Source organism: Bradyrhizobium macuxiense (genome assembly GCF_007993935.1).
In the GTDB taxonomy this organism is placed as follows: Bacteria; Pseudomonadota; Alphaproteobacteria; order Rhizobiales; family Xanthobacteraceae; genus Bradyrhizobium; species Bradyrhizobium macuxiense_A.
Genome location: NZ_VITY01000001.1, coordinates 577,309 through 602,363 on the forward strand (window position 1 = coordinate 577,309; position 25,055 = coordinate 602,363).

The 25,055-nt window shown below is 63.8% G+C and carries 22 protein-coding genes; 17 read left to right on the top strand and 5 right to left on the bottom strand.

The genetic code is table 11. The features are described from left to right. The first annotated feature begins 49 nt into the window (after window positions 1-49). The 4 genes from FBZ93_RS02815 (at window position 50) to FBZ93_RS02830 (ending at window position 3,682) form a co-directional block, all read left to right on the top strand. On the top strand, window positions 50-628 hold the full coding sequence (locus tag FBZ93_RS02815) for a TetR/AcrR family transcriptional regulator (protein WP_167528887.1): 579 nt from the start codon (window positions 50-52) through the stop codon (window positions 626-628). A gap of 62 nt (window positions 629-690) precedes the next feature. Then, window positions 691-1,515 (top strand): VOC family protein, encoded by an 825-nt coding sequence (locus FBZ93_RS02820; protein WP_167528888.1) that lies wholly within the window; start codon window positions 691-693, stop codon window positions 1,513-1,515. Between the two features lie 27 nt (window positions 1,516-1,542). Then, the gene (locus FBZ93_RS02825; RefSeq protein WP_146984446.1) at window positions 1,543-2,391 is read left to right on the top strand and encodes a VOC family protein; all 849 of its coding nucleotides are present in this window, start codon (window positions 1,543-1,545) and stop codon (window positions 2,389-2,391) included. A gap of 580 nt (window positions 2,392-2,971) precedes the next feature. Then, a complete protein-coding gene (locus FBZ93_RS02830) occupies window positions 2,972-3,682 on the top strand; it encodes a TetR/AcrR family transcriptional regulator (RefSeq protein ID WP_146984447.1) in 711 nt (236 codons plus the stop codon). Window positions 3,683-3,688: 6 nt separating this feature from the next. Here the strand turns inward: FBZ93_RS02830 and FBZ93_RS02835 are convergent, their stop codons facing one another. Then, a complete protein-coding gene (locus FBZ93_RS02835; protein ID WP_146984448.1) occupies window positions 3,689-4,501 on the bottom strand; it encodes an enoyl-CoA hydratase/isomerase family protein in 813 nt (270 codons plus the stop codon). 70 nt (window positions 4,502-4,571) lie between these two features. Between FBZ93_RS02835 and FBZ93_RS02840 the strand changes: the two genes are divergently transcribed. Further along, window positions 4,572-6,527 (top strand): AMP-binding protein, encoded by a 1,956-nt coding sequence (locus FBZ93_RS02840; protein WP_146984449.1) that lies wholly within the window; start codon window positions 4,572-4,574, stop codon window positions 6,525-6,527. 74 nt (window positions 6,528-6,601) lie between these two features. On the opposite strand, the gene FBZ93_RS02845 is transcribed toward FBZ93_RS02840, so the two are convergent. Further along, complete coding sequence (locus FBZ93_RS02845) at window positions 6,602-7,411, bottom strand: enoyl-CoA hydratase/isomerase family protein (protein ID WP_146984450.1); 810 nt, start codon at window positions 7,409-7,411, stop codon at window positions 6,602-6,604. 133 nt (window positions 7,412-7,544) lie between these two features. Between FBZ93_RS02845 and FBZ93_RS02850 the strand changes: the two genes are divergently transcribed. The 7 genes from FBZ93_RS02850 (at window position 7,545) to FBZ93_RS02880 (ending at window position 16,575) form a co-directional block, all read left to right on the top strand. After that, complete coding sequence (locus FBZ93_RS02850; protein ID WP_146984451.1) at window positions 7,545-9,086, top strand: class I adenylate-forming enzyme family protein; 1,542 nt, start codon at window positions 7,545-7,547, stop codon at window positions 9,084-9,086. Beyond that, complete coding sequence (locus tag FBZ93_RS02855; RefSeq protein ID WP_146984452.1) at window positions 9,083-10,264, top strand: thiolase C-terminal domain-containing protein; 1,182 nt, start codon at window positions 9,083-9,085, stop codon at window positions 10,262-10,264. Before FBZ93_RS02850 ends, FBZ93_RS02855 begins: the two co-directional genes overlap by 4 nt. After that, window positions 10,264-10,683 carry a Zn-ribbon domain-containing OB-fold protein gene (locus FBZ93_RS02860; RefSeq protein ID WP_146984453.1) on the top strand — a complete coding sequence of 140 codons (420 nt, stop codon included), beginning with the start codon at window positions 10,264-10,266 and terminating at the stop codon, window positions 10,681-10,683. Before FBZ93_RS02855 ends, FBZ93_RS02860 begins: the two co-directional genes overlap by 1 nt. Before the next feature lie 167 nt (window positions 10,684-10,850). Then, complete coding sequence (locus FBZ93_RS02865) at window positions 10,851-12,458, top strand: carboxyl transferase domain-containing protein (RefSeq protein ID WP_146984454.1); 1,608 nt, start codon at window positions 10,851-10,853, stop codon at window positions 12,456-12,458. Window positions 12,459-12,475: 17 nt separating this feature from the next. Continuing rightward, the gene (locus tag FBZ93_RS02870; RefSeq protein WP_146984455.1) at window positions 12,476-14,476 is read left to right on the top strand and encodes an acetyl/propionyl/methylcrotonyl-CoA carboxylase subunit alpha; all 2,001 of its coding nucleotides are present in this window, start codon (window positions 12,476-12,478) and stop codon (window positions 14,474-14,476) included. A gap of 27 nt (window positions 14,477-14,503) precedes the next feature. After that, entirely contained in the window at window positions 14,504-15,274 is a 771-nt protein-coding gene (locus tag FBZ93_RS02875) for an enoyl-CoA hydratase/isomerase family protein (protein ID WP_246667335.1), read from the top strand. A gap of 98 nt (window positions 15,275-15,372) precedes the next feature. Continuing rightward, entirely contained in the window at window positions 15,373-16,575 is a 1,203-nt protein-coding gene (locus FBZ93_RS02880; RefSeq protein ID WP_146984456.1) for an ABC transporter substrate-binding protein, read from the top strand. A gap of 73 nt (window positions 16,576-16,648) precedes the next feature. Here FBZ93_RS02880 and FBZ93_RS02885 read toward each other — a convergent pair whose 3' ends face one another. Then, complete coding sequence (locus tag FBZ93_RS02885) at window positions 16,649-17,251, bottom strand: TetR/AcrR family transcriptional regulator (protein WP_146984457.1); 603 nt, start codon at window positions 17,249-17,251, stop codon at window positions 16,649-16,651. Window positions 17,252-17,495: 244 nt separating this feature from the next. Between FBZ93_RS02885 and FBZ93_RS02890 the strand changes: the two genes are divergently transcribed. The 3 genes from FBZ93_RS02890 (at window position 17,496) to FBZ93_RS02900 (ending at window position 21,276) form a co-directional block, all read left to right on the top strand. After that, window positions 17,496-18,719 (top strand): acyl-CoA dehydrogenase family protein, encoded by a 1,224-nt coding sequence (locus tag FBZ93_RS02890; RefSeq protein ID WP_146984458.1) that lies wholly within the window; start codon window positions 17,496-17,498, stop codon window positions 18,717-18,719. Beyond that, window positions 18,712-19,593, top strand: a complete 882-nt coding sequence (locus tag FBZ93_RS02895; RefSeq protein WP_246667336.1) for an SDR family oxidoreductase — start codon at window positions 18,712-18,714, stop codon at window positions 19,591-19,593. The genes FBZ93_RS02890 and FBZ93_RS02895 overlap by 8 nt, the downstream gene beginning before the upstream one ends. Before the next feature lie 105 nt (window positions 19,594-19,698). Next, window positions 19,699-21,276 (top strand): class I adenylate-forming enzyme family protein, encoded by a 1,578-nt coding sequence (locus tag FBZ93_RS02900; protein ID WP_146984459.1) that lies wholly within the window; start codon window positions 19,699-19,701, stop codon window positions 21,274-21,276. Between the two features lie 493 nt (window positions 21,277-21,769). Here the strand turns inward: FBZ93_RS02900 and guaA are convergent, their stop codons facing one another. Continuing rightward, a complete protein-coding gene (gene guaA, locus FBZ93_RS02905) occupies window positions 21,770-23,368 on the bottom strand; it encodes a glutamine-hydrolyzing GMP synthase (protein WP_146984727.1) in 1,599 nt (532 codons plus the stop codon). Window positions 23,369-23,506: 138 nt separating this feature from the next. Between guaA and FBZ93_RS02910 the strand changes: the two genes are divergently transcribed. Next, window positions 23,507-23,878, top strand: coding sequence for a nuclear transport factor 2 family protein (locus FBZ93_RS02910; protein ID WP_146984460.1), 372 nt, complete (start codon window positions 23,507-23,509; stop codon window positions 23,876-23,878). Between the two features lie 168 nt (window positions 23,879-24,046). Continuing rightward, a complete protein-coding gene (locus FBZ93_RS02915; protein ID WP_146984461.1) occupies window positions 24,047-24,379 on the top strand; it encodes a DHCW motif cupin fold protein in 333 nt (110 codons plus the stop codon). 218 nt (window positions 24,380-24,597) lie between these two features. Here the strand turns inward: FBZ93_RS02915 and FBZ93_RS02920 are convergent, their stop codons facing one another. After that, window positions 24,598-25,050 carry a winged helix-turn-helix transcriptional regulator gene (locus FBZ93_RS02920; RefSeq protein WP_146984462.1) on the bottom strand — a complete coding sequence of 151 codons (453 nt, stop codon included), beginning with the start codon at window positions 25,048-25,050 and terminating at the stop codon, window positions 24,598-24,600. Window positions 25,051-25,055 lie beyond the last annotated feature (5 nt).

Genomic DNA, 25,055 nt, shown 5'->3' on the forward strand with positions numbered 1-25,055 from the left:
GCCGCGACGAACCCAAGCTGAGCGGAGCGAAACCACGCGCAGGCAACTTATGGACGCCGCGGTAAAGCTCATTCGCCGCAACGGCTATGTCGGGCTGCGGACGATCGAGGTCGCCGACCTCGCTGGCGTTTCGCGCGGCGCCTTGATGCATCATTTCCCGAGCAAGCATGAGCTTGTCGTGGCCGTGCTGGCCTATGTCAATGAGATCACCTTCACCCAGAGTATGCGCCGCGCGCAGTCGGCGCGGCACGACGGCGGCGATCCGATCGACAGCATCATCAAAGACGCAGAGGACTTCTTCTTCGGCGACTATTTCTTCATCGAGCTCGCCATCGCGATGAGCGATGACAGCACTCGGCAGATCAAGCGCGAGACCCGGCAGTTCGCCCGACAGACGCGCTTTTCGATCGAGGCGACCTGGCTCGACACGCTGATTTCGTCCGGAATTCCTGAACAGCTCGCCAAGGATGTGCTCGCTTTGACGCTGAGTGTGGTCCGCGGCTTCTCGGTCAGAATGCTGATCGAGAACGATCCCGAGCACTTCTCACGGCTGCTCGGTGTCTGGCGCCAGATCGTGCGGCAGCACATCGAGAGTTCGATGCCCAAGCAGTCGAGAAAGCGGACATGACGGGTCAAAGCTCATCCGAGAGGGTGCTACAACGCTCCCTGATCGGGCTCTGCTACGTTAGATTGGCCGTCCGCGAGCCGCAACCGGCAGCGGCGTTCGCCGCCGACATTCTGGGCTTGCAACCAGTACCCGACAAACAGGCTCTACTCTTCCGATCGGACGATCGCTATCACACGCTGTCGCTGATACCGGCAACCGACCCGTCCTCAATCGGCATCGAGGTTTCCGACGAAGCGGTGCTCGAACGCGTCGAGCACGCGCTACGGAACGATGGATTCACCGCACGTCGAGGAAGTCCCGACGAGTGCAAGCAACGGTTCGTCCGAGATGCATTGATTGTGCAGGATACCACCGGCAACGAGATCGACCTGGTGCTGCGGCCCGCGCAAAGCGGACGCCGCTACTTTCCGAGCCGCGACGCCGGCATCACCGGGCTGCAAAGCGTCGGGCTGCGCAGCGTCAGGCTGACGGACGATCAGAAACTCTGGACTTCGATCCTTGGTGCCCGGATCAGCGACTGGGCCGGCGACGTCGCCTATCTCGGAATTGACCGGAAGCATCACCGCATTGCGCTCTATCCATCCGACCGGCCCGGCATCCTCTATGTCAGCTATGGCGTCGAGAGCCTGGATTCGATCATGCAGGGCCATTATTTCGTGCAGGAGCGCCAGATCAAGATCCTGCATGGCCCCGGACGCGAGCCCGCGTCCGGGCAGATCTTCCTGAGGTTCGAAGGGCCTGAAGGATACGTCTTTTCCTTTACGCACGGCCTCAACGACATCGACCCCGATCATCACCCCCGGCAGTTCTCTGCCCATCCCTCCTCGCTCTGCGAGTGGGGCAGTCAGTGCCACGGCATTCCCGAACTGCAGCAGGCCGGCGACTGACGAGTACCGAAGCAACGGAGGCGCCACATGATTGAATTGCGGGATCTCGCCTATGTGCGGCTCGGCGCCTCCAACCTCGAGGATGCGCAGAGCTTTGCCACCAGAAGTCTCGGCCTGCAGGTCGGCGAGCAGGCGAAGCAAGCGCTCTATCTGCGTTCCGACGACCGGGCGCACACGCTCTGCTATTTCGAGGGCGATCCGCGGGACCAAACCGTCGCCTTCGAAGTCGACGATGCGGACAAGCTCGACGCCGCCGGCGCAGCGCTCGATGCGCTCGGCCATGCCGTCCACGCCGGCACGCCGGATGAATGCGCGCTCCGCAAGGTCAAGGCCTTCATCGCGTTCAAGGATCCGACCGGCAACCAGATCGAGCTCGTCGTGCGGCCCGAGCGCAGTGGCAAGCGATATTTTGCCACCCGCGATGCCGGGATCACCGGCTTCAGCCATGTGGGTCTGTTCACGACCGACCCCGTACGCGACGAGCTATTCTGGACTCAGGTTTGCAACGCCCGCGTCAGCGATCGCATCGGGGACATTGCACTCATGCGGGTCAACGCGATCCATCACACCGTAGCGCTGGCCCCCGGCCGTGGACCCGGCGTGCATCACATCAACCACCAGGTCGAGAGCAACGACGACGTGCTGCGCTCGTACTATCATTTGTCGGGCCAGCGCGTTCCAATCGTCTTCGGTCCGGGTCGTCACCCAACATCCGGCGCGCGCTTTCTCTATTTTCAGGGTCCCGATGGCATGGTGTTCGAATATTCCGTCGGAGTAGACGAAATCGAGGACGAGGAAACCCATCGGCCGCGGCAGTTCGGCTTCGAACCATCTAGCCTTTGCATGTGGGGCGCGAAATCAGCACGTCCGCGTTAGCTCCTCCGGCGGCGTCTGGACGCCCCCTGCTCGCCTCTCTCGATTTTCGCCTGATACCGTCAACATTGAGAGGTGCTATCAACACGAGCTCGCTAGCTAGTTGTCGGCCGCGACGTTACGTTCGGTAGCGACCTGTTGCGCTCAGGTCCGTGACCTCGACGGCGCCGCTGACTGCGCCCCGTCTCACATCCTACGGGGCGCAAGGCCAAATTGGACCAGACTTGGCAGCCAGGTGACGCGAAGGCCCCAACCCATCAGAAGCGGCTTCCGTCGCACCCAGACCCCAAAAGCCTGCGTCGCTCCATTCGGGATCCCTCTGCTGATCAGCATCCATCGAGGTGCCGATGCCCTGCTCGAACGAATCGCCCGCGATGCTTCGAGAGTGTCGCCCTGTCGATGACGACAACGAGCCCTTGGAAAGGGCTGAGGTGCGTGCCGGTAAGGCCTGCTCGCGATCGCCCTCTAGGAATCTGTTCATCATTGAAATATGTAGACGATCTGCCAAATCTGCGTCGAGCGGCAACGGGACTTATCCGCCGACACAGGTCAGCAAACTTTCGATAACGAGCTTCAAGCAGGAATGAGGGCAATTCGGTCATCCACGCGTTCTCGTGACGGGTCCCGTCCTGGGGCGGCGGCGCGTCGCCCCAAGGCCACTCCGGTTGCGAACAAACGCAATACCGAGGCGGAGGACGCCCCGGCACAGCTGAAGTCGGAACGGTCTCGAGACCTGATTCTGAAGTCCGCGGCGCAGCTATTCCGCCGTCAGGGATTTTCAGCCACGACGCTGCGCCAGATCGCCGCGAAGGCGAAAATCAAGGCCGGAAGCATCTACTACCACTTCGAATCCAAGGAGGAGATCCTCGATGAGGTGCTGGACCGCGGCCTTCGTCACGTCTTCGAGAGCGTGAAGAACGCAGTCGAACGAGCCGGCAAGGTGTCGCACCGGCGCAGGATCGGCCTCGCGATCGAGGCTCATCTTGTCGCCCTGCTCGAGACCAGCGACTTCACCTCGGCCAACATCCGCATCTACGGGCAATTGCCGGAGCACCTGAAGAAGCCGCACCGGCCGTTGCGGCGAGCCTACGCCGAATATTGGGACCAATTGTTCATCGATGCGCGGCGCGCCGGCGAGATCCGGGCCGATATGGAGGTGGTGCCGTTGCGCATGTTCGTGATCGGTGCCCTGAACTGGACGATCGAGTGGTTCAGGCTGGAAGACAGGGACGCGGTGCTTGAATTGGCCGAACGTACGGAACTGCTGATCTTTGAAGGCGTCAGCAAGCCCTGACCCCTTCTATCTGCCTTGCCAGACCGGCTTGCGCTTCTCCGCGAACGCCTTCGGGCCTTCTATCGCATCGAGGCTGGCATAGGCCTCCACATGCAGTCGCTCGGCCTCGGCGAGGCCCCGAGCAAGCCCCAAATCCATCGCGGCAAGGACGCTGGCTTTGGCCGCCTTGACCGACAACGGCGCGCCCGCGACGATCATCCGCGCCAGTTCATTCGCACGTTCGCGGACGGCCTGTGGAGTATCCTCGAGCGAGTTGAGGAAACCATACTCCGCAAGCCGTTCGATCGGCAACGTCTCGCCGGTGAGAACCATCTCCATCAGCAGCGGCTGCGGCACCATCCACAGCAACGGGACCACCCACGGAGACCCGCGCCCCATCTTCACCTCGGTGATCCCCGCACGCGTGCCGCGCAATCCGACCCTCAGGTCGCACTTCAGCGCAAGCATCATCCCGCCGGCCATCAAAGACCCGGTCATTGCGGCAATGATCGGCTTCGAAACCTTCCGCATCGTGTGCTGCATGGGATCGCGCATTCGCGTGAGGATATCCACACCGTCCCTCGCCCGGATCTCCGCGGCCTGCTTCAGATCCAGCCCGGCGCAGAATACACCGCAGTCCGCCGACGTCAGGATAATCACCCGGACGGAAGGATCGGCTTCGGCCTTGCTCCATGCGTCGGTCAGGCCGTTCATCGCCTCGACCGAGAGTGCGTTCTTCCGTTCGGGACGGTCGATGATCACGGTCGCGATCCCGTCCTCGAGCGAATAGCGAACCTGAGGTTTTTCGGTCACGATAACTTCTTCCTTGAATTCTAACATTTGTTAGAATACATCGCCGCACGCCAAATGCAAGATGATGGCGGTAGCTCTTGAAGCAGGAGGAAGCAGCATGGCGACCTTGGAGTATCTCTGGACGCCCCCCGCAGAACTGGTGGAGAAGAGCAACCTGAGCGCATTTCTTCGCGCCACGGGGCAGCCGGACTACGACGCGCTGGCCGTCAAGGCCGACGCCGATCCGGCCTGGCTCGTGCAGGAGGTGTTCAAGTTCTGCGACGTTCGCTTCTATAGCAAGCCCGACAAGATCCTTGATCTTGCACAAGGCGAGCCGTGGGCGCGCTGGTGCGTCGGCGGGACCACGAACATCGTCCTCAATTGCATCGACAAGCATCGCGGAACCAGCACCTGGGACGGACCGCTTCTGATCTGGGAAGGCGAAGACAGACGGGAGCAGCGACGGCTGAGCTACGCCGAGTTCTCCTCCACGGTCGAACGGCTGGCCGCCGGCCTGCGCAAGCTCGGAATCGGCAAGGGAGACGTCGTCGCGATCTACATGCCAAACCTGCCTGAAACCTTCGCAGCCTTCTTCGCGATCCTGAAGATCGGCGCGATCGTGATGCCGCTGTTCTCGGGCTTTGGTCCAGATCCGATACGATCGCGGCTCAACCACGGTGAAGCGAAGGCCGTCATCACGGCGAACGGCACCTGGCGTCGCGGCACACCCGCCCCTCTGAAATCGGTTCTCGACGAGGCGCTCGAAACTACGCCGAGCGTCCAGCATGTGATCGTGGCCGACCGATGCGGGCTTGACATCGACACCCCCATGCGGGCGGGGCGCGACCACTGGTGGGACGAGATCGCCCTCGACGGGGCAGAACTTCCGACCGCCGAGATGGACGCGGAAGACCCAGCTATCCTTCTGTACACGTCGGGCACGACCGGCGAGCCGAAGGGCTGCGTGTGGACGCATATCAGCTTCATCGCCTCAATGGTCACGCGGGACATGACCATCTGCGGCGACTTCAAGCCAACGGATCTTTTTTTCTTCTTCAGCGACATGGGATGGATGGTGGGCGCGATGTGCGCCTGCATCCCGAGCTTCGCCGGAGGGAGGCTGCTGGTGGCCGAGGGCACTCCGGACTATCCCGATACAGGGCGATTCTGGCGCCTGATCGCCGAGCACAAGGTCACCTATCTCGGTGTCTCACCGACCATCGTGCGCGGCATGATGCGGTATGGCGAGGAGGTCGAGCAATACGACCTCTCGAGCCTGCGAATGACTGCGTCGGGCGGCGAGGCCTGGACAGAGACGCCCTGGCGATGGTTCTTCGAGCATGTCTGCAAGTCGAAGATTCCGATCATCAATATTTCCGGCGGCACGGAAGTCGGCGGCTGTATCTTCACCGGCACGCCGAACCATCCGATGAACCCGTGCTCGTTCTCCCGGCCGGCGCTCGGGGTCGGCGCAGACATCGTCGACATGGCCGGCAATCGTGTCCCCGACGGCGAGGTCGGCGAGCTGGTCCTGCGTCATGCATCGATCGGGCTGACCAAGAGCCTGTGGAAGGCCGACCAGCGCTATCTCGATAGCTACTGGAAAACGATCCCGGGAATCTGGGTGCATGGTGACTTTGCCATGCGCGGCAAGGACGGCCTCTACTACATTCTCGGCCGCTCCGACGACACGATCAAGATCTCGGGCAAGCGCGTCGGTCCGGCAGAGCTCGAGGGCATACTGACCGCAACCGGCAAGGTCGCGGAAGCTGCAGTCTTCAGCGTTCCCCATCCGGTGAAGGGATCCGCCATCGTGTGCGCCTGCGTGCCGAGCGCCAGCGCGCAAGATTCCCGCGTGCTGTCCGAAGAGCTGGCCCAAGCCCTGGTGCACGGAATGGGCACCTCATACCGCCCGGAAAGGGTGCTGCTGGTCGACGACCTGCCGAGGACACGCAACATGAAGATCATGCGCCGCGTGCTCCGTGCCGTCTTCGAGGACAAGGACCCCGGCGATCTGTCGGCGCTCGCCAACCCCGAGGCCATCGAGCACATCCGGCGCAAGCTCAAGGCGTAAGCGGCCCGCCCCGATTCGTCCGGGGCGTCAAAGCAACCGAGCACGTCAGTTGCCTTGACGAGGACCGATCGCTGCTAGATCGGGCAATCCTTCGGGAACGCGGGCTTGCGCTTCTCGAGGTGCGAGGCCAACCCTTCGCGCGCCTCGTTGCCGGCAAAGCCGAGGATCTCGAGCGCGGTCGACGTGTCGAACAGCGGACCGTTGACGCGAAGCCAGTTGTTCAACGCATATTTGGTCCAACGGATCGCGCTCTGTGCGCCGGTGGCGAGATCCTGCGCCGTCTCCAGTGCGATCTTCTGCAGTTCGGCATCTTCCACGCACAGCGACACAAGGCCGATCCGCTCGGCTTCCTCACCCGACAGCGGCTTGCAAGTGAGTAGATAGTACTTTGCCTTCGCCAGTCCGCAGAGCAGCGGCCAGATGATGCAGGCGACGTCGCCGGCTGCGACGCCGAGACGCGTGTGCCCGTCCACGATCCGCGCGGATTTGCCGCAAATCGACACGTCGGCGAGGATGCCAACGACGAGACCAGCTCCCACCGCAACGCCATTGATCGCCGAGATGATCGGCTTGTTGCAGTTGATGACGTTGTAGACGAGGTCCTTTGCCTCCTTCCAGGTGGCCATCCGCGCCGCCGGATTGTCGAGCAGCCCCTTGATCAGCTCGAAGTCGCCGCCGGCCGAGAATGCCTTTCCGGCCCCCGTGACGATCACGGCGTTGATATCCGGATCGTTGTCGATGTCGCGCCAGATGTGGGTGAGCTGCGTATGGGTCTCGGCGTCGACGGAATTGTAGGTTTCGGGGCGATCGAAAGTGATCCTGAGGATCCGTTCCGACGGATAGTCGAGCTTCAGCCTGGTGTAGGCGGCGTATCGATTGGACATGTTGATCTTCCCGCTGTTGGCGCCTAAGAAGCGCTACCAATTATTTCTAACAGATGTTAGAATTTGTAACCCGCCGGCGCAAGCACCCGGTTCGGGACAAGAATGTCGAAAGACAGCGCCTGAGGAAACGTCGATGGCAACCGAGTTCAACACCCAGATTGGCGCCGCATCCGGCATCGGAACCATCGGCGCGCTGTTTGAGGCCTGCGCCGAACTTCATGCCGACAGGGTCGCGATCGAGCATCGCGACCGGCGGACGAGCTATCGCGAGCTGCTCGACCGGGTCCGTCGCCTCACAGCCATGCTCACCGCGCGGGGTTTGCGCCGCGGCGATCGTCTTGGCCTCCTGTCCCGGAACCGCCCCGAATATCTCGAGATCGAGCTGGCGGCGGCCAATCTCGGGGTCATCACGGCCTGCCTTAACTGGCGATTGTCGGAGCGCGAGCTCGCCTATTGCATCGAACTGGTGTCGCCGCGACTGCTCGTGGTCGAGCCCGATCTCGTGGCAAACCTCCCGCAAGCGGCAAGCGCCCACCCGATCCTAGAGATCGGGCCGCAGTATGAAAGCGAGCTTGCGCAGCAGGACGGGCGGTCCTCCCCATCCGTGGCGCAGCCCGAGGACGGGCTCGTCATTCTCTATACGAGCGGAACGACCGGGCTGCCGAAGGGCGCCGTGATTTCCCACCGCGCCATGGCGATGCGCGCGCTGGTGTTCTCGTCCGAGCTCGGCATCGCCCCGCACGATACGTTCGTCGCATGGACGCCCCTGTTCCACATGGCATCGACCGATCACGCGCTTGCCACCCTGCTGCGTGGCGGAACAGTCGTCGTAATCGATGGATTCCAGCTGGAACCGCTGCTGAGTGCCGTATCCCGCCACGACATCGGCTGGCTGGTGCTGATCCCCGGTATGATCGAGGCCTTTGTCGAGGGCTTGAAAGCCCAACGCACCAAGGTGAAGGGGGTGCGGGTATGCGGGGCCATGGCCGACCTCGTGCCGCCGCACGCCATCGCCGCGGTCACCGAACTGCTCGGCGCCCCCTATCTCAACAGCTTCGGCTCGACCGAGACCGGCCTGCCGCCGGCGACAAGGGCGCTGATCGCGCCTGGAGAGATCCCGACCAGCCTGTCGAAGCGACAGAACGCGTTCTGCGAGATCAAGCTTGTCGATGCCTCCGACAACGAGGTCGCGCCCTGCGAGCCCGGCGAACTGGCGATCCGCAGCCCGACGCTGTTCTCGGGCTATTGGCAGGCGGACGAGACCAATGCGCACGACTTCCGCGGCGGCTGGTTTCACATGGGCGACGTGTTCAGGCGCAACGCGGACGGATCGCTCGATTTCGTTGATCGCGCCAAATACATGATCAAGTCGGGCGGCGAAAACGTCTATCCCGCCGAAATCGAGCGTGTGCTGCTGGGCGACGAACGGATCACGGAAGTCGCGGTGGTCCGCGCCGCCGACGCCAGGTGGGGCGAAGCGCCGGTCGCCTTTATCGCCTGCCGCGACGGCGCTGCAATGACCGAAGCCGAGCTCGCCGATTTGTGCCGCCGCGAATTGGCCGGCTACAAGCGGCCGCGCGAATTCCGCTTCCTCTCATTTGCGGCGTTCCCGCGCTCCACCAGCGGCAAGGTCCAGCGTCACGAACTCGAACGTCTCCTCAAAGCCTCCACATGAGCGACACCAGTCTTCGAGGCAAGGTCGCCGTCATCGGCATCGGACTATCGGCGGTTGGCAAGGTGCCGGGCCGCAGCCCGCTCTCGCTTGCCGCCGAGGCCGCCAGCAAGGCACTTGCGGACGCCGGGCTCGACAAGAGCAAGGTGGACGGCGTGCTGTCGAGCCACGCTTTCGCATCCCCGTTCCACCGCTTCAGCGTCGCCTTCAGCGAATATTTCGGAATCCGCCCGACCTTCTCCAACACGTTGCAGGTATCAGGTGCGACGGCGGCGACGATGTTTGGCATCGGCGCGGCCGCCATTCACGGCGGCCTCGCCAAGGTCGTGCTGCTGACCGCGGCCGACAGCCTCATGACCGGGCTGACGCCGGACCTCGCCTTGCGTTCGCTTACCGAAAGCCGGGATCAGCAATACGAGATGCCGTTCGGCATCCCCGTCGCCAACACCTTCGCCATGACCGCGCACCGGCACATGAAGGAGTTCGGCACCACGCCCGAACAGCTGGCGGAGGTCGCGGTGGTGCACCGGCGGCACGCAGCGCGGACCCCCGGCGCCCAGCAGACGACGCCGATCAGCAGCGCGGACGTGCTGAATTCGCCGATGGTCACCACGCCCTATCACAAGCTCGACTGTTCGCTGATATCGGACGGCGGCGCGGCGTTCGTCCTGACCTCGGCCGAGCATGCGCAGGAACTTGGGATCGAGAAGCCGGTCTACATTCTCGGTTGCGGCGAGTGCTACACCCATGAGCACATCTTCCTGATGCCGTCGCTCACCATGACCGGCGCCGTCGAATCCAGCCAGCGGGCCTACGCGATGGCCGGCTACGGACCGACCGACATGGACGTCGCCGGCATCTATGATTGCTTCACCGGCACGGTGATCATGATGCTCGAAGACCTCGGCTTCTGCCGCAAGGGCGAAGGCGGACCGTTCGTTGCCGACGGGCAGATGAGCTACGGCGGCCAGATTCCCTCCAACACCCATGGCGGCCTGCTGTCGTTCGCACATTCGGGAATGCCGGGCTCCCTGTTCCACTTCCATGAGGTGATCGCGCAGCTGCGCGGCCAATGCGGCGCGCGGCAGGTCGAGGGCGCCGAGCTCGGGCTGGTGCACAGTCTCGGCGCCGGGTTCGCCACCAATGCCACGACCGTTCTGGGCACACGGGGAGCGCTGTGATGGCGGCATCTGAGGAGTCCGCCCGAAAGCCCCTGCCCGCGCCGGATGCCGACACCGCCGCGTTCTGGCGCGGCCTGCAACACGGCAAGCTGCTGCTTCAGCACTGCGGCCGGTGCCGGCATGTGCAGTACTACCAGCAGGCCGCGTGCCGCGCGTGCGGCAGCGAAGAGCTCGAGCACCGGGCGGCCACCGGCCGCGGCAAGGTCCACTCCTTCAGCGTGGTCCACCGCGCCCCGGGCCTGGCATTCAAGGCCGACGTTCCCTACGCCGTGTTGCTCGTCGAGCTCGCGGAAGGGCCGCGCATGATCAGCACCCTTGTGGGCAGCGATCCGGCCGACGTCACCTTCGATATGGACGTCGAGCTTGTCTTCGACGAGGTCGCCAGCGACGTGACCCTGCCGCGTTTCAAGAAAAGCTGAGAGGCGCGCATGAGTTCCGCTTGCATCGCCGCGCGACTAATTCTAACAAATGTTAGATTTTGGCGGCGCATCCGCTTTGCGATGATCGCGCCGCCCGCCCATGCAACGATTCACACCGACGGCGAGCGCCTGATGGGCCTGCCGCGCAGCCGCCAGGACTACACACAATGGCAATCATGAAATCGGACGTCGTCACCTCGAGCGAGGAATACGCGCGCAACCGCGGCGCCTACACCGAGCGCGTCGCCGACCTGCGGCGGCGCCGGGCCGCGGCGGCGATCGGCGGGCCCGAACGCGCGCGCAAGCTTCACAAGGAACGCGACCAGTTGCTGCCTCGCGAACGGATCGCGGCGCTGATCGATCCCGGCTCGCCGTTCCTCGAATTCTGCCAGCTGGCCGGCGAAGGCCTGTACGACGGCGTACCGCCCGGCGGCAGCATCATCACCGGCGTCGGAATGATCTCCGATCGCCCCTGCATGATCATCGCCAACGAGCCCACCGTGAAGGGCGGCACCTATTACGGAATCACCTGCAAGAAACACGTTCGCGCCCAGCGCTTCGCCTGGCAGCACCGCCTGCCCTGCGTGACCCTGGTCCAGTCGGGCGGCGCCAACCTGCCCGACCAGCCCAACATCTTCCCCGACGACGGCCAGTTCGGCTCGATCTTTTACAACCAGGTGAGGATGTCCGCCGAAGGCATTCCGCAAATCGCTGTCGTGCACGGCCCCTCTACCGCGGGCGGTGCCTACATCCCCGCTCTGTGCGATGAGACGGTGATCATCCGAAACCAGGGCGCCATGTTCCTCGGCGGGCCGCAGCTCGTCTATGCGGCAACGCGCGAGGAGGTCGGCATGGAGGCGCTCGGCGGCGGCGAGATGCACAGCCGCGTCAGCGGTGTGACCGATCATCTCGCCGAGAACGACGCACACGCGATCGCCATCACCCGCGAGATCGTCGCCAATCTCGGCGAGATCCCGCGGCAGAGCTGGACGGTCGCACCCGTCCGCCAGCCGCTGTTCGATCCGGCCGAAATCTACGGCCTGATCTCCTCGGAGCCCCGCGTTCCCACCAACAATCGCGACATCCTCGCCCGCCTCGTCGACGGCAGCGAATTCCATGAATTCAAGCCGCTCTACGGCGATACCCTGATCACCGGCTTCGCGCGGATCATGGGCTTCGAGATCGGCATCCTCTGCAACAACGGCGTGCTGTTCTCCGAAAGCGCGCTGAAGGCGACGCACTTCATCGACCTCTGCTGCAAGCGCGACATTCCGCTGCTGTTCATGGCCGACGTGACCGGCTTCATGGTCGGCCGCGAGGCGGAGGAAGGCGGCATCACCAAGAATGGCGCGAAGATGATCACGGCGATGGCGAGCGCCAACGTGCCGAAATACACACTGATCATGGGCAATGCCTACGGCGCGGGATATCTCGCGATGTGCGGTCGCGCGTTCCGGCCGAACGCCATGATGATGTGGCCGAATGCCCGCTCCGCGATCATGGGGCCAGACCAGGCCGCGACCACGCTCGCGATGGTCCGCGACGAGGTCCACAAGCGCGAAGGCACGAGTTGGGCGGACGGAGAGCGCGAGGCCTACATGGCGCCGACCCGACGAACCTTCGAAGACTTCGCCAATGCCTACAATTTCGCCCGCAACACCTGGTGCGACATGGTGATCGATCCGCTCGAAACCCGCAGCGTGATGGCGCTGCTGCTCGATCTGGCCGGCCGGATCCCGCATCAGCACACCGACTTCGGCGTGTTGCGGATGTAGACGGCAGGAGACCCGCCATGTTCAAGAAAATCCTCATTGCCAACCGAGGCGAAATCGCCTGCCGTATCGCCCGCACCTGCCGCCGGCTCGGCGTCGCGGTGGCCGGCGTGCATTCCATCGCCGATGCCGACGCCTTGCATGTCAGGGACATCGGCGAATCGATCGAGATCGGCGGCGCGCCGGCCTCGGAAAGCTACCTGCGGATCGATGCGGTGATCGCTGCCGCAAAGTCCACCGGCGCCGAGGCCATTCATCCCGGCTTCGGCTTCCTGGCCGAAAATGCGGCCTTCGCCCGCGCGGTTGAAGCCGCAGGGCTGGTGTTCATCGGACCTGCGCCGGAAACCATCGAGCGGCTCGGCGACAAGGCATCGGCGAAACGCGAAGCCGTCGCGGCCGACGTCCCCACGGTACCCGGCAGCGAGGTGCCGAGCCAGGATCCCGTCGAAATCGAACGCAGTGTCCGCCGGCTCGACCTGCCGGTGATGCTGAAGGCTGCGGCTGGTGGTGGCGGCAAGGGCATGCGGGCGATCTCGACCCTCGACGGGCTCCGCGACGAAATCGAGTCCGCGATGCGCGAGGCGAAGAATGCCTTCGGCGACGCGGGGCTGATCGTCGAGAAGCTGATCCAGCACGGCCGGCACCTCGAAGTGCAGATCGCAGGAGACGGCGACGGCAACGTGATTCACCTGTTCGAGCGCGAATGCACGCTCCAGCGCCGCCACCAGAAGCTGATCGAGGAAGCGCCCGCTGCCAACCTGCCGCCCCAGCTTCGCCAACATATCCTTGACGACGCTGTCCGGCTCGGCCGCAGGCTCCGATATCGTGGTGTCGGCACGGTCGAATTCATCGTCAGCGGCACCGACTATTACTTCCTGGAGGTCAATCCGCGGCTCCAGGTCGAGCATCCCGTGACTGAAATGGTCACCGGCATCGACATTGTCGAGACCATGCTACGCATTGCCGCCCGCGAAGGCCTGCCGGTTGTGCAGGACAATGTGACGTGCTGGGGCCACGCGGTCGAGGCGCGCATCTGCGCCGAGGATCCGAACGACGGCTTCATGCCGTCGACCGGCGAGGTCGCCTATGTCAGGTTTCCGTCCCAGGGCATCCGCGTCGAGACCGGCATCGCGAGCGGATCGACCGTTACGCCCTACTACGACTCGATGCTGGCCAAGCTGATCGCTCACGCGGCTTCCCGCGACCAGGCACTCGATCGGCTTCACAATGCGCTCGACGAGACGTCGATCTTCGGCGTCATCACCAACAGGGAGTTCCTCCAGCGCCTGATCGCCCTGCCAGCGACCCGGGCCGCGACATTCCATACCCGCCTCATCGACGAGCAGATCGACGCGCTCACGCCGCGCGCCGATGGCCTCGCTGCCGAGGCGTTGGCGCTTGGGGCCTATTTCTGGATGATGCGCCAGCGCGCTGTCAGCTCCGACAACCCTTGGCGGTCCAGCGGGCTGACCGGCTGGCAGATGGCGCAGGGAGACGACGGCATGTCGCCGATCCCCCTCCTGCACCTCGAGAGCGCCGGCGCCAGCGCGGAAATCCGCTTTGCACCGTTGCAGCCGGACGGCACGATGCTGATCGGCGTGAACGATGCCCGGATTTCGGCGAAGCTTTCGCCGCTCGCGGACGAGAGCTTCGCTGCCATGGTGAACGCGCGCCGCGAGACCGTGCGGATTGTCCAGAAGGATCAGGCGATCTTCGTCCACGACGCGCGCGCCGCCCATACCATGACCGCGATTCCCTATCTGCGGTACATCAGCACCAGTCCCGACATCAGCGGCGAGCTACGTGCTCCGATGACCGGCGTGGTGCTCAAGGTCAATGTTGCGGTCGGCACCCGCGTCAAGGCCGGCGATGCCGCCGTCATCATGGAGTCCATGAAGATGGAACTGCGCATCGCCAGCGAAGTCGATGGCGTCGTGACCGCGGTTCATTTCAAGCCCGGCGACACGGTCGAGCGCAATGCCGTCGTCGCCGTCATCGAGCCGGACCTCGCCCTGCAATAGCCCCCTCTCGAAATACCAGGAAAGCACATGTTACGATTGGAAAGCGTGAACTATGAGGTCCGGGACAAGATCGCGATCTTGACCCTTGACGAACCGAACAAGCTGAACGCACTGACGACCGGCATCCGCGCAGGCATCCTCGAAGGCCTGAAGCGGGCCGACAACGACGATCAGGTGCGCGTCAGCATCATCACCGGCGCCGGCGGCAAGGCGTTCTGCGCCGGCGCCGATATCGGCAACTTCGATTTCGATCCGGACAAGGCCCGCGCCTTCTTCATCGGCGCCATGGAAGTGTTGTCGGCCCCGGAACGGGCGCTGAAGCCGGTGATATCGGCCGTCAACGGTATTGCCTATGGCGGCGGCTTCGAGCTTGCGATCGCGTCCGACTTCGTCTTCGCCGCCGAAAGCGCCCGCTTCGCCGTCCCCGAGATCAAGCTGGGACTGCTACCGGGCTTCGCCATCATCCGCCTGAAGGACATCGTCGGGCGCGCGAAAGCCAAGGAGATGAGCATGCTCGGCGCCCCCGTCAGCGCCACCGAGGCATGCCGGCTCGGCATCGTTTCACGCGTCGTCCCCGACGACAGGCTTCTTTCCGACGCGCTGGCGTTCGCCGAGCGCATTGCCGCGCAGCCGCGCCTTGCGGTGCAGATGGCAAAGTCGTTCTACAACCGCGGCCTCGGCGGCGACGAGATGCGCCATGCGATCGATGGCTTTCCGTTCCTGCTGACGCATGCCGACGCCCGCGAAGGCATCGGCGCATTTCGCGAGAAGCGGGAGCCGCAATTCGGCGAGCGGTAATTCGCCCTCGCCGTCATCGCAACCATCATCGCCTCGCAGAGCGCACGCCCGCGGGGCGCACGACACCACAATCAACACAAGAAAATGGGGGAGAACTTGTGAAAACGCATTTCCTGGCCCTGGCCATCCTTGCGGCGACGGCGTCGACAGCCTCCGCGCAGATTTCCAACGATGTCGTCCGGATAGGCGTGCTGACCGATCTTTCGAGCTGGGGGCGCGACAATAGCGGTCCGGGATCGGTCGAGGCGGCCAAAATGGCCGTCGAGGAGTTCGGCCCGACCGTGCTGGGCAAGCCGATCGAGATCGTCAGCGCCGATCATCAGATGAAGACCGACGTCGGCCTGCAAATCGCGCGGGACTGGTTCGACAATGGCAAGGTCGACGCCATCGCCGACATTCCGAACTCGGGGATCGCGATCGCCATCCACAACATGGTCAAGGAACGCAACAAGATCGCGCTGCTCTCGGGTCCAGGTGCAAGCTCGCTGACCGACGAACTGTGCAGCCCCAACACCGTTCACTTCGCCTACGATACCTATGCCCTTTCCAAGGTGACGGCATCGGCGATGGTCAAGGAAGGCGGCAAGTCCTGGTTCTTTGTTACCGCCGACTACGCATTCGGCCAGCAACTGGAGAAGGACGCCGTGCGCTTCATTAAGGAGCAGGACGGCAAGGTGCTCGGCAGCGTGCGGCATCCGACCAACACGGCCGATTTCTCGTCCTTTGTCTTGCAGGCGCAGAACTCCAAAGCGGATGTGGTGGCATTCGCCAACGCCGGCCAGGACACCGACAATGCGATCAAGCAGTCCGGCGAATTCGGCCTGGTGCAGGGTGGCCAGAAGCTCGTCGGCCTCTTGATGTTCGATACCGACGTGCACGCCATCGGCCTGCAATCAGCGCAAGGCACCTACATGACCACGGCCTCCTACTGGAACATGGATGAAAAGACCCGGGCGTGGTCGAAGAAGTTCTTCGCCAGAACCAAGGTGATGCCGACGATGATCCACACCGGCGTTTACGGCTCGGTGCTGCACTATCTCAAGGCGATCCAGGCGGCCGGCACAGACGATCCGGCGAAGGTGATGGCCAAGATGCGCGAACTGCCGATCGAAGACACCTTCGTGCACGGCGGCAAGCTGCGCGAGGATGGCCGGGTCATCCGCGACATGTATCTCGCCCGGGTGAAGAAGCCGTCCGAGTCGAAGGAGCCTTGGGACTACCTCGACATCGTCAAGACCGTCAAAGGCGAGGACGCCTACCGGCCGGTCTCCGAGTCGAAATGCCAGCTCCTGAAGAAGTGAGCTGATCCAGTCAGGCACCTCAGCGAATGCGACGCGCCGATGCAGTCGGCGCGCTTCGCATGCGCTCTCCTCGTTACCGGTCCACGCAGATGCCGTTGGTGAGCATCGCGGTCAGCTCACGCGCGGTCTGGGCCACCCTGAGCTGCCCCCGGCCGTTGACGTATCGCCAGGCCAGATGCTCGATCGCGCCGAACAGGACGTCGCGCAGCAGCTTTGGATTGACGTCCGACCTCACCTCCCCGGTCTTGACCGCGTCCTTGACGATTCGAACCAGCACCGAGGTATAGCGCCGGTTCATCTCCTGGATCGCCGAGCCTTCGTAGTCGCTCGCGCCCCGCACCTCCGCGATGAACAGGCGGCAGAGGTCAGTGTCGGAGACGAAGACCTCGAGATGCCGCCTGATCAGCGCTTCGAGGCGATCGCGAAAGCGATTTTTCCCGAACACCTGCGTCTCGAGATCGACCAGGATCCGCTCATAGAACTTCTGCAGCACGGCAAACAGCAGGCCCCGCTTGTTGCGGAAATATCGATAGGCAAGCCCGTCGGAAATTTGCGCGATGCGCGCGATCTCGGCGATCGAGGCCCCCTCAAAGCCCCTCTCGGCGAAGGCGCGCTTGGCCGCGTCGAGGATCGCGTCGTAACGATCCTGCATTCGCTCGGGACTTATCGCCGGCATGTCGCAACTCCGGAATGTTCCAGATCCAGGACGGCGTATCGCATCGGAACCGGCCCCGGATTCGAGGGCCAACAAAGCCCCTCTTGCGCGCGGCGAGGCGTCACATAACAATGAATACACTTCATTTTGGTTTCCATCGATGGCCCTTGGCAGTTGACACCACCCTAAACTGAATTACATTCATTATAAAGCGCGCTCAGCCAAGATCGCAGCATCCATAAAAAATGGGGAAGGAAGCCGGCGTATGACCACGTCCCAGGCCCGCTTGAGCGGCGACAATCGCGCGTCGATGTTTGCGCTCGACGAGCAGCAGCAAGCCATCCTCGATCAGGCCGACCGCTTTGCGCGCAAGGAGCTGTATCCGCTTTCCGAGCGCATGGACCGCGAGGAATGGTGGCCGGATGACGCGTTCCGCACGATCGGCGACAACGGCTTTTTCGGCGCGACCATCCCCGAGGAACATGGCGGGGCCGGCATGGACCTGGTGGCGGCCGGCCTGGTGCTCCAGGGCTTCGCGCGCTGGAACCATGCGATGGCGCTGTCCTGGGTCGCGCACGACAATTTGTGCGCCAACAACATCTATCGCAACGGCAACGAACTGCAGCGCCGCAAATATCTGCCGGACCTGTGCAAGGGCCGAACAATCGGCGCGCTCGGCCTCACCGAACCGGGGGCCGGCTCCGACGCGCTGGGCTCGATGCGCACCACCGCGCGCCGCGACGGCGATCACTACGTCCTCAACGGCGGCAAGATCTTCATCACTAACGGACCGGTCGCCGACGTCATCCTGGTCTACGCCAAGACCGATCGCGCCAAGGGCGCCCACGGCATTTCCGCCTTCATCGTCGAAAAGGGCTTTCCCGGGTTCAAGGTCGCACAGAAGCTGACCAAGATGGGCTATCGCGGCAGCCAGACCGCCGAGCTGGTGTTCGAAGACTGCCGGGTGCCCGTGGAGAATTTGGTCGGCGGCGAGAACCGCGGCGTGTCGATCGTGATGAGCGGGCTCGATCTGGAGCGCGCGATGGTCGCGCCGCTGTGTCTCGGTGTTTCGGAGCGGGCCTTGCAGCTCTCCATCGACTACGCGCAGACCCGCCAGCAATTCGGCAAGCCGATCGGCTCGTTCCAGATGGTCCAGTCCATGCTGGCGGAGATGTACGTTCAGGTCGAGACCATGCGGACTTTCACCTATCGCACGCTGGCGGAGGCCGCACCGCTTGAGATCGGCGGCGGCGGACGCGGCGATATCCACATGCTGACAGCAGCCTCTGTGATGTACGCCGCCGAGGCATGCCACGCCGTCCTCGACAGGGCCGTCCAGATTCACGGCGGCAGCGGCTACATCTGGGAGTCGGAGATCAACCGGCTGTTTCGTTCGATCAAGTTGCTGGAGATCGGCGCCGGAACGACCGAAGTCCGGAAGATGATTATCGCAGGCGAACTCCTCAAGGATGTGGCGTCCCATGGCTGACGATCACATGCCTCAGCGATCGGACAGACTCGGACTGACGGACGATGAGCTCGCGCTGCATCGAACCGTGTTCGCCTCCGACGCCCTCAAGGATATGGTCATCGTGCTATCCGGCGGCGCGGGTGGTATCGGTCGGGCGATCGCGTGGTTGTTCGCACGGCTCGGCGCGCACCTCGTCGTGGTCGGCCGCAATCAGGGCAAATTGTCAGCCTTGACATCCAATATGACGGCGAAGGGTTTGCAAGCCTCGGCATGCGCCGCCGACATCAGGGATGCCGACGCCGTTGCGAGATTGTTCGATACGGTCTGGCAGACGCATGGCCGCGTCGACGGCCTGATCAACAGCGCGGGCGGGCAATTCCCGCAACCGGCCATCGATTTTTCCGTAAAGGGCTGGAATGCCGTCATCGATACCAATCTGAACGGCACCTGGTACATGATGCAGACCGCCGCCCGACACTGGCGCGACAACAAGCAGCCCGGCAACATCGTCAACATTGTCGTCGTGACGACGCACGGCCTGTATGGCATCGCGCATTCGATTGCAGCCAGATCCGGAGTTATCGGCCTTTCGCGCAGCGTTGCCGTGGAATGGGCGCCACTCAACATCCGGGTGAATTGCGTCGCCCCCGGCGCGATCGAGACCGAAGGCTGGAACGTCTATGCGCCCGAGGCGCGCGCGGCCTACCCGCGATCAAATCCGATGATGCGGGCGGGGTCGCCGTGGAATGTCGCCGAAGCCTGCGCCTATCTCGCAAGTCCGTCCGGAGCGTTCGTCACAGGCGAGACATTGACCGTGGATGGCGGGGGCCAGCTCTGGGGGGAGACCTGGACCACCGGAAAGCCGGCCTATTTCATAGACAAGGACACGTAGATCCGTTGTTCATCGCCGCGGTGCGAATCCAGGGTGTTCACGAATGAAGATCTGCATCGAGATTTCCTCGCCCGCAATCATTCTTACAGCAGGGGTTAAGCGGCCGTGACCAATCACCTGATTCACCGTGTCAATGTTGGCGACCTCGTCACCCGAAGTGCGGCGCGCTTTCCAGAGCGAGAGATGATCTGCGACGGCGACAGGCGCTGGTCCTATCGCGACTTCGACGCCTGGACCAACCGGATCGCCCATGGTCTTTCCGCGCTCGGCCTCGAGAAGGGCGACGCCCTTGCTCTGATGTCGGGCAACCGCGCCGAGTTCCTCGCCGTCTATTTCGCCTGCGCGCGGCTTGGCCTGGTCTGCGTCCCCGTTAACCTGCTCTGGCGACAAGGCGAGCTTAGCCATGTCCTGAAGGACTCGCGCGCCCGCGCCGCCGTCGTCGAAGCCGGCCTGCTCGCGCAATTCTGCGCCGGACTCGAAGATCCGGCACAGCTGCTCGGCATCGTCGTGATCGACGGGCAGGCGGCGACCGCCCCCGACGGCATCGGTGACCTGCCGGTGCTCGCGTTCGACGCGCTCGCGGCCGGCCAGTCCTCGGACATTCCGGATATCGCGATCGAGGATCGCGCTCCCCTCTCCTATCTCTACACCAGCGGCACGACCTCGGCGCCGAAGGGCGTGATCGGCACCCATCTGGCGATCTACCTGGAATCACTGGGGACCGCGATCGACACCTGCATGACCGAGAACGATCGGCTGAGCGTGGTGCTTCCGCTCTTCCACACCGCCCAGCTCAACGCACTCTGCACGCCGGCCATCGCAGCCGGCGCCTCAATGGTGATCCAGCGCGGCTTCGACGCTACCGCTCTTCACGAAGCCATCGAGAACGAGCGCATCAGCGTGCTCTTTGCGCTGCCGATGATGATCCAGCAGCTCGTCGAACGCCAGCTCGCGCACCGACGCAATGTCTCGAGCCTGCGCCTGACGGTCTACGCGATGGCGCCGATGCCGGAAGCGGAGCTTCGCCGCGCGATCGAGACCTTCGGCTGCGACTTCAGCCTCATGTTCGGGCAAACCGAGATGAGCCCGGTCTCGACATTCTTCAAGCCGGAGCACCAGCTCAGCCATCCCGGCGCGGTCGGCACGCCGGCCGTCAACGTGCAGGTCGCCATCATGGCCCCAGGCGGCGAGCTGCTTCCGACCGGAGCGACCGGCGAGATCGTCTATCGTAGTCCCCAGACCATGGCGGGCTACCTGCACAATCCCGAGGCGACCGCAGATGCCTTCTGCCACGGCTGGTTCCACTCAGGCGATGCCGGCCATTTCGACGCTGACGGGATTCTCTGGTTCGAGGACCGCTTCAAGGATGTGATCAAGACCGGCGGCGAGAACGTCTCGTCGATCGAGGTCGAGCTCGCGGTCCGGGCCGCCTATCCCGACGTGCTTGAAGTCGCCGCGATCGGCTTGCCGCACCAGCGTTGGGGCGAAGCGATCACCGCCGTCGTCGTCACCCAAGATGGCCGATCCATCGACGCGGACACGCTGCTGTCAGCCGTGCGCGAGCGGCTGAGCCCGTTCAAATGCCCGAAGGCCGTCATCCATGTTTCGGAGCTGCCCAAGACCGCCACCGGCAAAATCGAAAAAGCCAAGCTGAGGCGCACCTATGCAGCCTACTACCAGTAAGTCGTCGTCCGCCGCAGCCGACTACAGACCGCCAGAAACTAGGCCCTGGAGGCGAAAGAGCAACCCAGCGCGGCATGTGCCAGCGTTACTCCAAAGCACACCCACGCTTGCTGACGATCGACTCATCTCGGATAAGCTACGAAACCAACGCGTTGCATGGATCCGACCTCATCATGTCCAGAATTGCCGTCTATATCTTCAAAATCGCCAATTGAGAGAGTGAGAGCGCCCTGAAGCGATCGCTGCCGCTTCCGGGCATCGCGGATCGAGCGCGAGAGGTTCTCGGCGAGGACCGGCATCCCATCAACACGGCCGCCCTGCCTATCTGCACGATTAACTGCGCCGCAATACTCCGCTAGCGAAAGCGCGGTGGAATGCCGACCCCGAGCGAGATAAGCCAAGCTCACGACTTCGGTCAGCGTCCTCAATGTGAAAGTGAAACGAGAACAACGTTATCAAACTACGCTAGGCTGCGAGATAGCCGCCAAACGCCCTACTCCCACTCGATCGTCCCCGGCGGCTTGCTGGTCACGTCGTACACCACCCTATTCACGCCCTTCACCTCGTTGATGATGCGCGTCGCGGTCTCGCCCAGGAATTTCATATCGAACTGGTAGAAGTCGGCGGTCATGCCGTCGGTCGAGGTGACGGCGCGGAGGCCCACGACGTATTCGTAGGTGCGGCCGTCGCCCATCACGCCGACGGTCTTGACCGGCAGCAGCACCGCGAAGGCCTGCCAGATCGCATCATAGAGGCTGTGCTTGCGGATCTGGTCGATGTAGACCGCATCCGCGTTGCGCAGGATGTCGAGCTTCTCCCTGGTGATGTCGCCGGGGCAGCGGATCGCAAGGCCGGGGCCCGGGAACGGGTGGCGGCCGACGAACACTTCGGGCAGGCCGAGCTCGCGGCCGAGCACGCGCACCTCGTCCTTGAACAGCTCGCGCAAGGGTTCGACCAGCTTCATGTTCATGCGATCAGGAAGGCCGCCGACATTGTGGTGCGACTTGATCGTCACCGACGGGCCGCCGGTGAAGGAGACGCTCTCGATCACGTCGGGATAGAGCGTGCCCTGCGCCAAAAATTCCGCGCCGCCGATCTTTTTCGCTTCGGCCTCGAACACGTCGATGAACAGCCGGCCGATGGTCTTGCGCTTCACCTCGGGATCGGTAACGCCTGCGAGCTCGCCCAAGAACTCCTTCGACGCGTCCACATGGACCAGCGGGATGTTGTAGTGGTTGCGGAACAGGTCGACGACGGTCTTGGCCTCGTCGAGCCGCAGCAGGCCGTGATCGACGAACACGCAGGTGAGCTGGTCGCCGATCGCCTCGTGGATCAGCACGGCCGCGACGGCGGAATCGACGCCGCCGGAGAGGCCGCAGATCACCTTGCCCTTGCCGACCTGGGCGCGGATCTTCTCGATCGCCTCCTCGCGGAAGGCGCGCATGGTCCAGTCGCCGGTCAGCCCTGCGACCTTCCGCACGAAATTGCGCAGCAGTTTGGCGCCGTCGGGCGTGTGCACCACCTCGGGGTGGAACATCAGCCCGTAATATTTGCGCTTCTCGTCCTGGATGATCGCGAACGGCGCGTTCGGCGAGGTGCCGGCGACGGAGAAGCCGGGCGGCATCCTGGTGATGCGGTCGCCATGGCTCATCCAAACCTGGTGCTTCTCGCCGTGGTTCCAGATGCCGTCGAACAGCTGGCTGTCGGTCTTCACCTCGACATCGGCGCGGCCGAATTCGCGGTGATGCCCGCCCTCGACCTCGCCGCCGAGCTGGGCCGCCAGGGTCATCTGGCCGTAACAGATGCCGAGCACGGGAACGCCGGATTCGAAGATCAGCTGCGGGGCGCGCGGCGAGCCGGTCTCGTGCACCGATTCCGGACCGCCGGAGAGGATCACCGCCTTCGGCTTCATCTCCTTGAAGGCGGCCTCCGCCTTCTGGAACGGCACGATCTCGGAATAGACGCCCATCTCGCGGACGCGGCGGGCGATCAGTTGCGTCACCTGACTGCCGAAATCGACAATCAGAATCTTGTCATGCGCCGAGGCCACCGAGGGCGTCGACGGTTCGCGGGCTGTGTGCTGGGCTGTCATGGCAAGCAGATACGCGACGGCGCCCGCCCCCGCAACCGCGGCCAGCGTGGCGCCCACATTCTTCTTTGGGCATGGACAAATCGATATAGGTCAGTATTATTGACCTAATTTTGACCATAAGCACCATGGAGGAAACCGATGCCCGATTTTCACGAGCCGTCCCGCCTCACCGCGCTCGGCCACGAGTGGATCGCCGCCTGGAACGCGCGCGACCTCGAGCGCGTGCTGGCGATGTATTCGGAGGATACCGAGATGACCTCGGACCGGATCCCGGCATTCGGCTTCGGCGCCTCCGGCACCGTGCGCGGCAAGGCGCAGCTGCGGGCCTATTGGAGCGCGGCGCTGGCGAAACTGCCCGAACTGCATTTCGAGCTGATCGACCTCTATGTCTCGCCCGACAGCGTCGTGGTGTTCTACCAGAACGAACGCGGCAAGAAGATCTGCGAGTACCTGCGGCTCGATGATCAGGGCAAGATCAGGCAGGGTTCGGCGAACCATCTGGTGCATTGAGGTTGCAACGGCATCCGGTCATCCGTCATCCTGAGGAGCGCGCTCTTGCGCGCGTCTCGAAGGGCGACGGCCCGGCTCCATCCCCATCCTTCGAGGCTCGCTTCGCTCGCACCTCAGGATGACGCCGCCGCTTGGGGTGCAGAGGCATCGAGCATAGGAATCCCGACGATGAAAATCCCGACCCTGCCCTTCACCGTCACCGACTGGAGCAACGTCGAACCGACGGTGCATCCCGGCGAGACCGGGCAAGCATTGTGGCGCACGCTGAACATCGGCGATCTTCGCGTGCGGATGGTCGAATATTCGGCCGGCTATCTCGCCGATCACTGGTGCGACCGCGGTCACGTGCTCTACGTCGTCACCGGCGAGCTCGACACCGAGCTGCGCGACGGCCGCAAATTCACGCTGAAGCCCGGCATGAGCTATCAGGTCTCCGATTTCGGCGACGCCGCGCATCGCTCGTCGACGGCGACCGGCGCGACGCTGTTCATTGTGGATTGAGCCGGTACTTAACCTCTCTCCCGTCACCCTGAGGAGGTCGCGAAGCGACCGTCTCGAAGGGCGACAGCCCGGCTCTCCCCGTCATTGCGAGCCACCCGGTCGGCGCGAAGCGCCGCCGGATGACAGGCTCCGCGAAGCAATCCATCTATCCGCATATGCGGAGCGATGGATTGCTTCGTCGCTACGCTCCTCGCAATGACGTGGATGGGGCACGGCACTCACCTTCTCCGCCCCGCAACCTTCCTCACCTTGGTATCCGCCCAGCCCAGCGGCTTGCCGCTCTTCGACGGCAGCACGAGTTGGCCGACCGCCTGCCCGGCCTGGTCCAGCAGCACCGAATGCGCCTCGCCGCGCGCGTAGAGATGCGCCTCGCCCCATTGCCGCAGGCCGACCACGATCGGGAACAGGTCGTGGCCCCGCTTCGTGAGCACGTAGTCCTGATAGGCGCTGCCGTCGGACGCCGCGACCTGCTCGAGCACGCCGAGTTCAACCAGCGTGCGTAGCCGCGTCGTCAGCATGCCCTTGGCGATGCCGAGGTTCTTCTGGAAGTCGCCGAACCGGTGCAGGCCGTCGAACGCGTCGCGCACGATCAAGAGCGACCACCAGTCGCCGATCGCATCCAGCGCGCGCGCCACCGGGCAGTCCGCCTTGGCGAATCCGGTCCGCTTCATCGCGG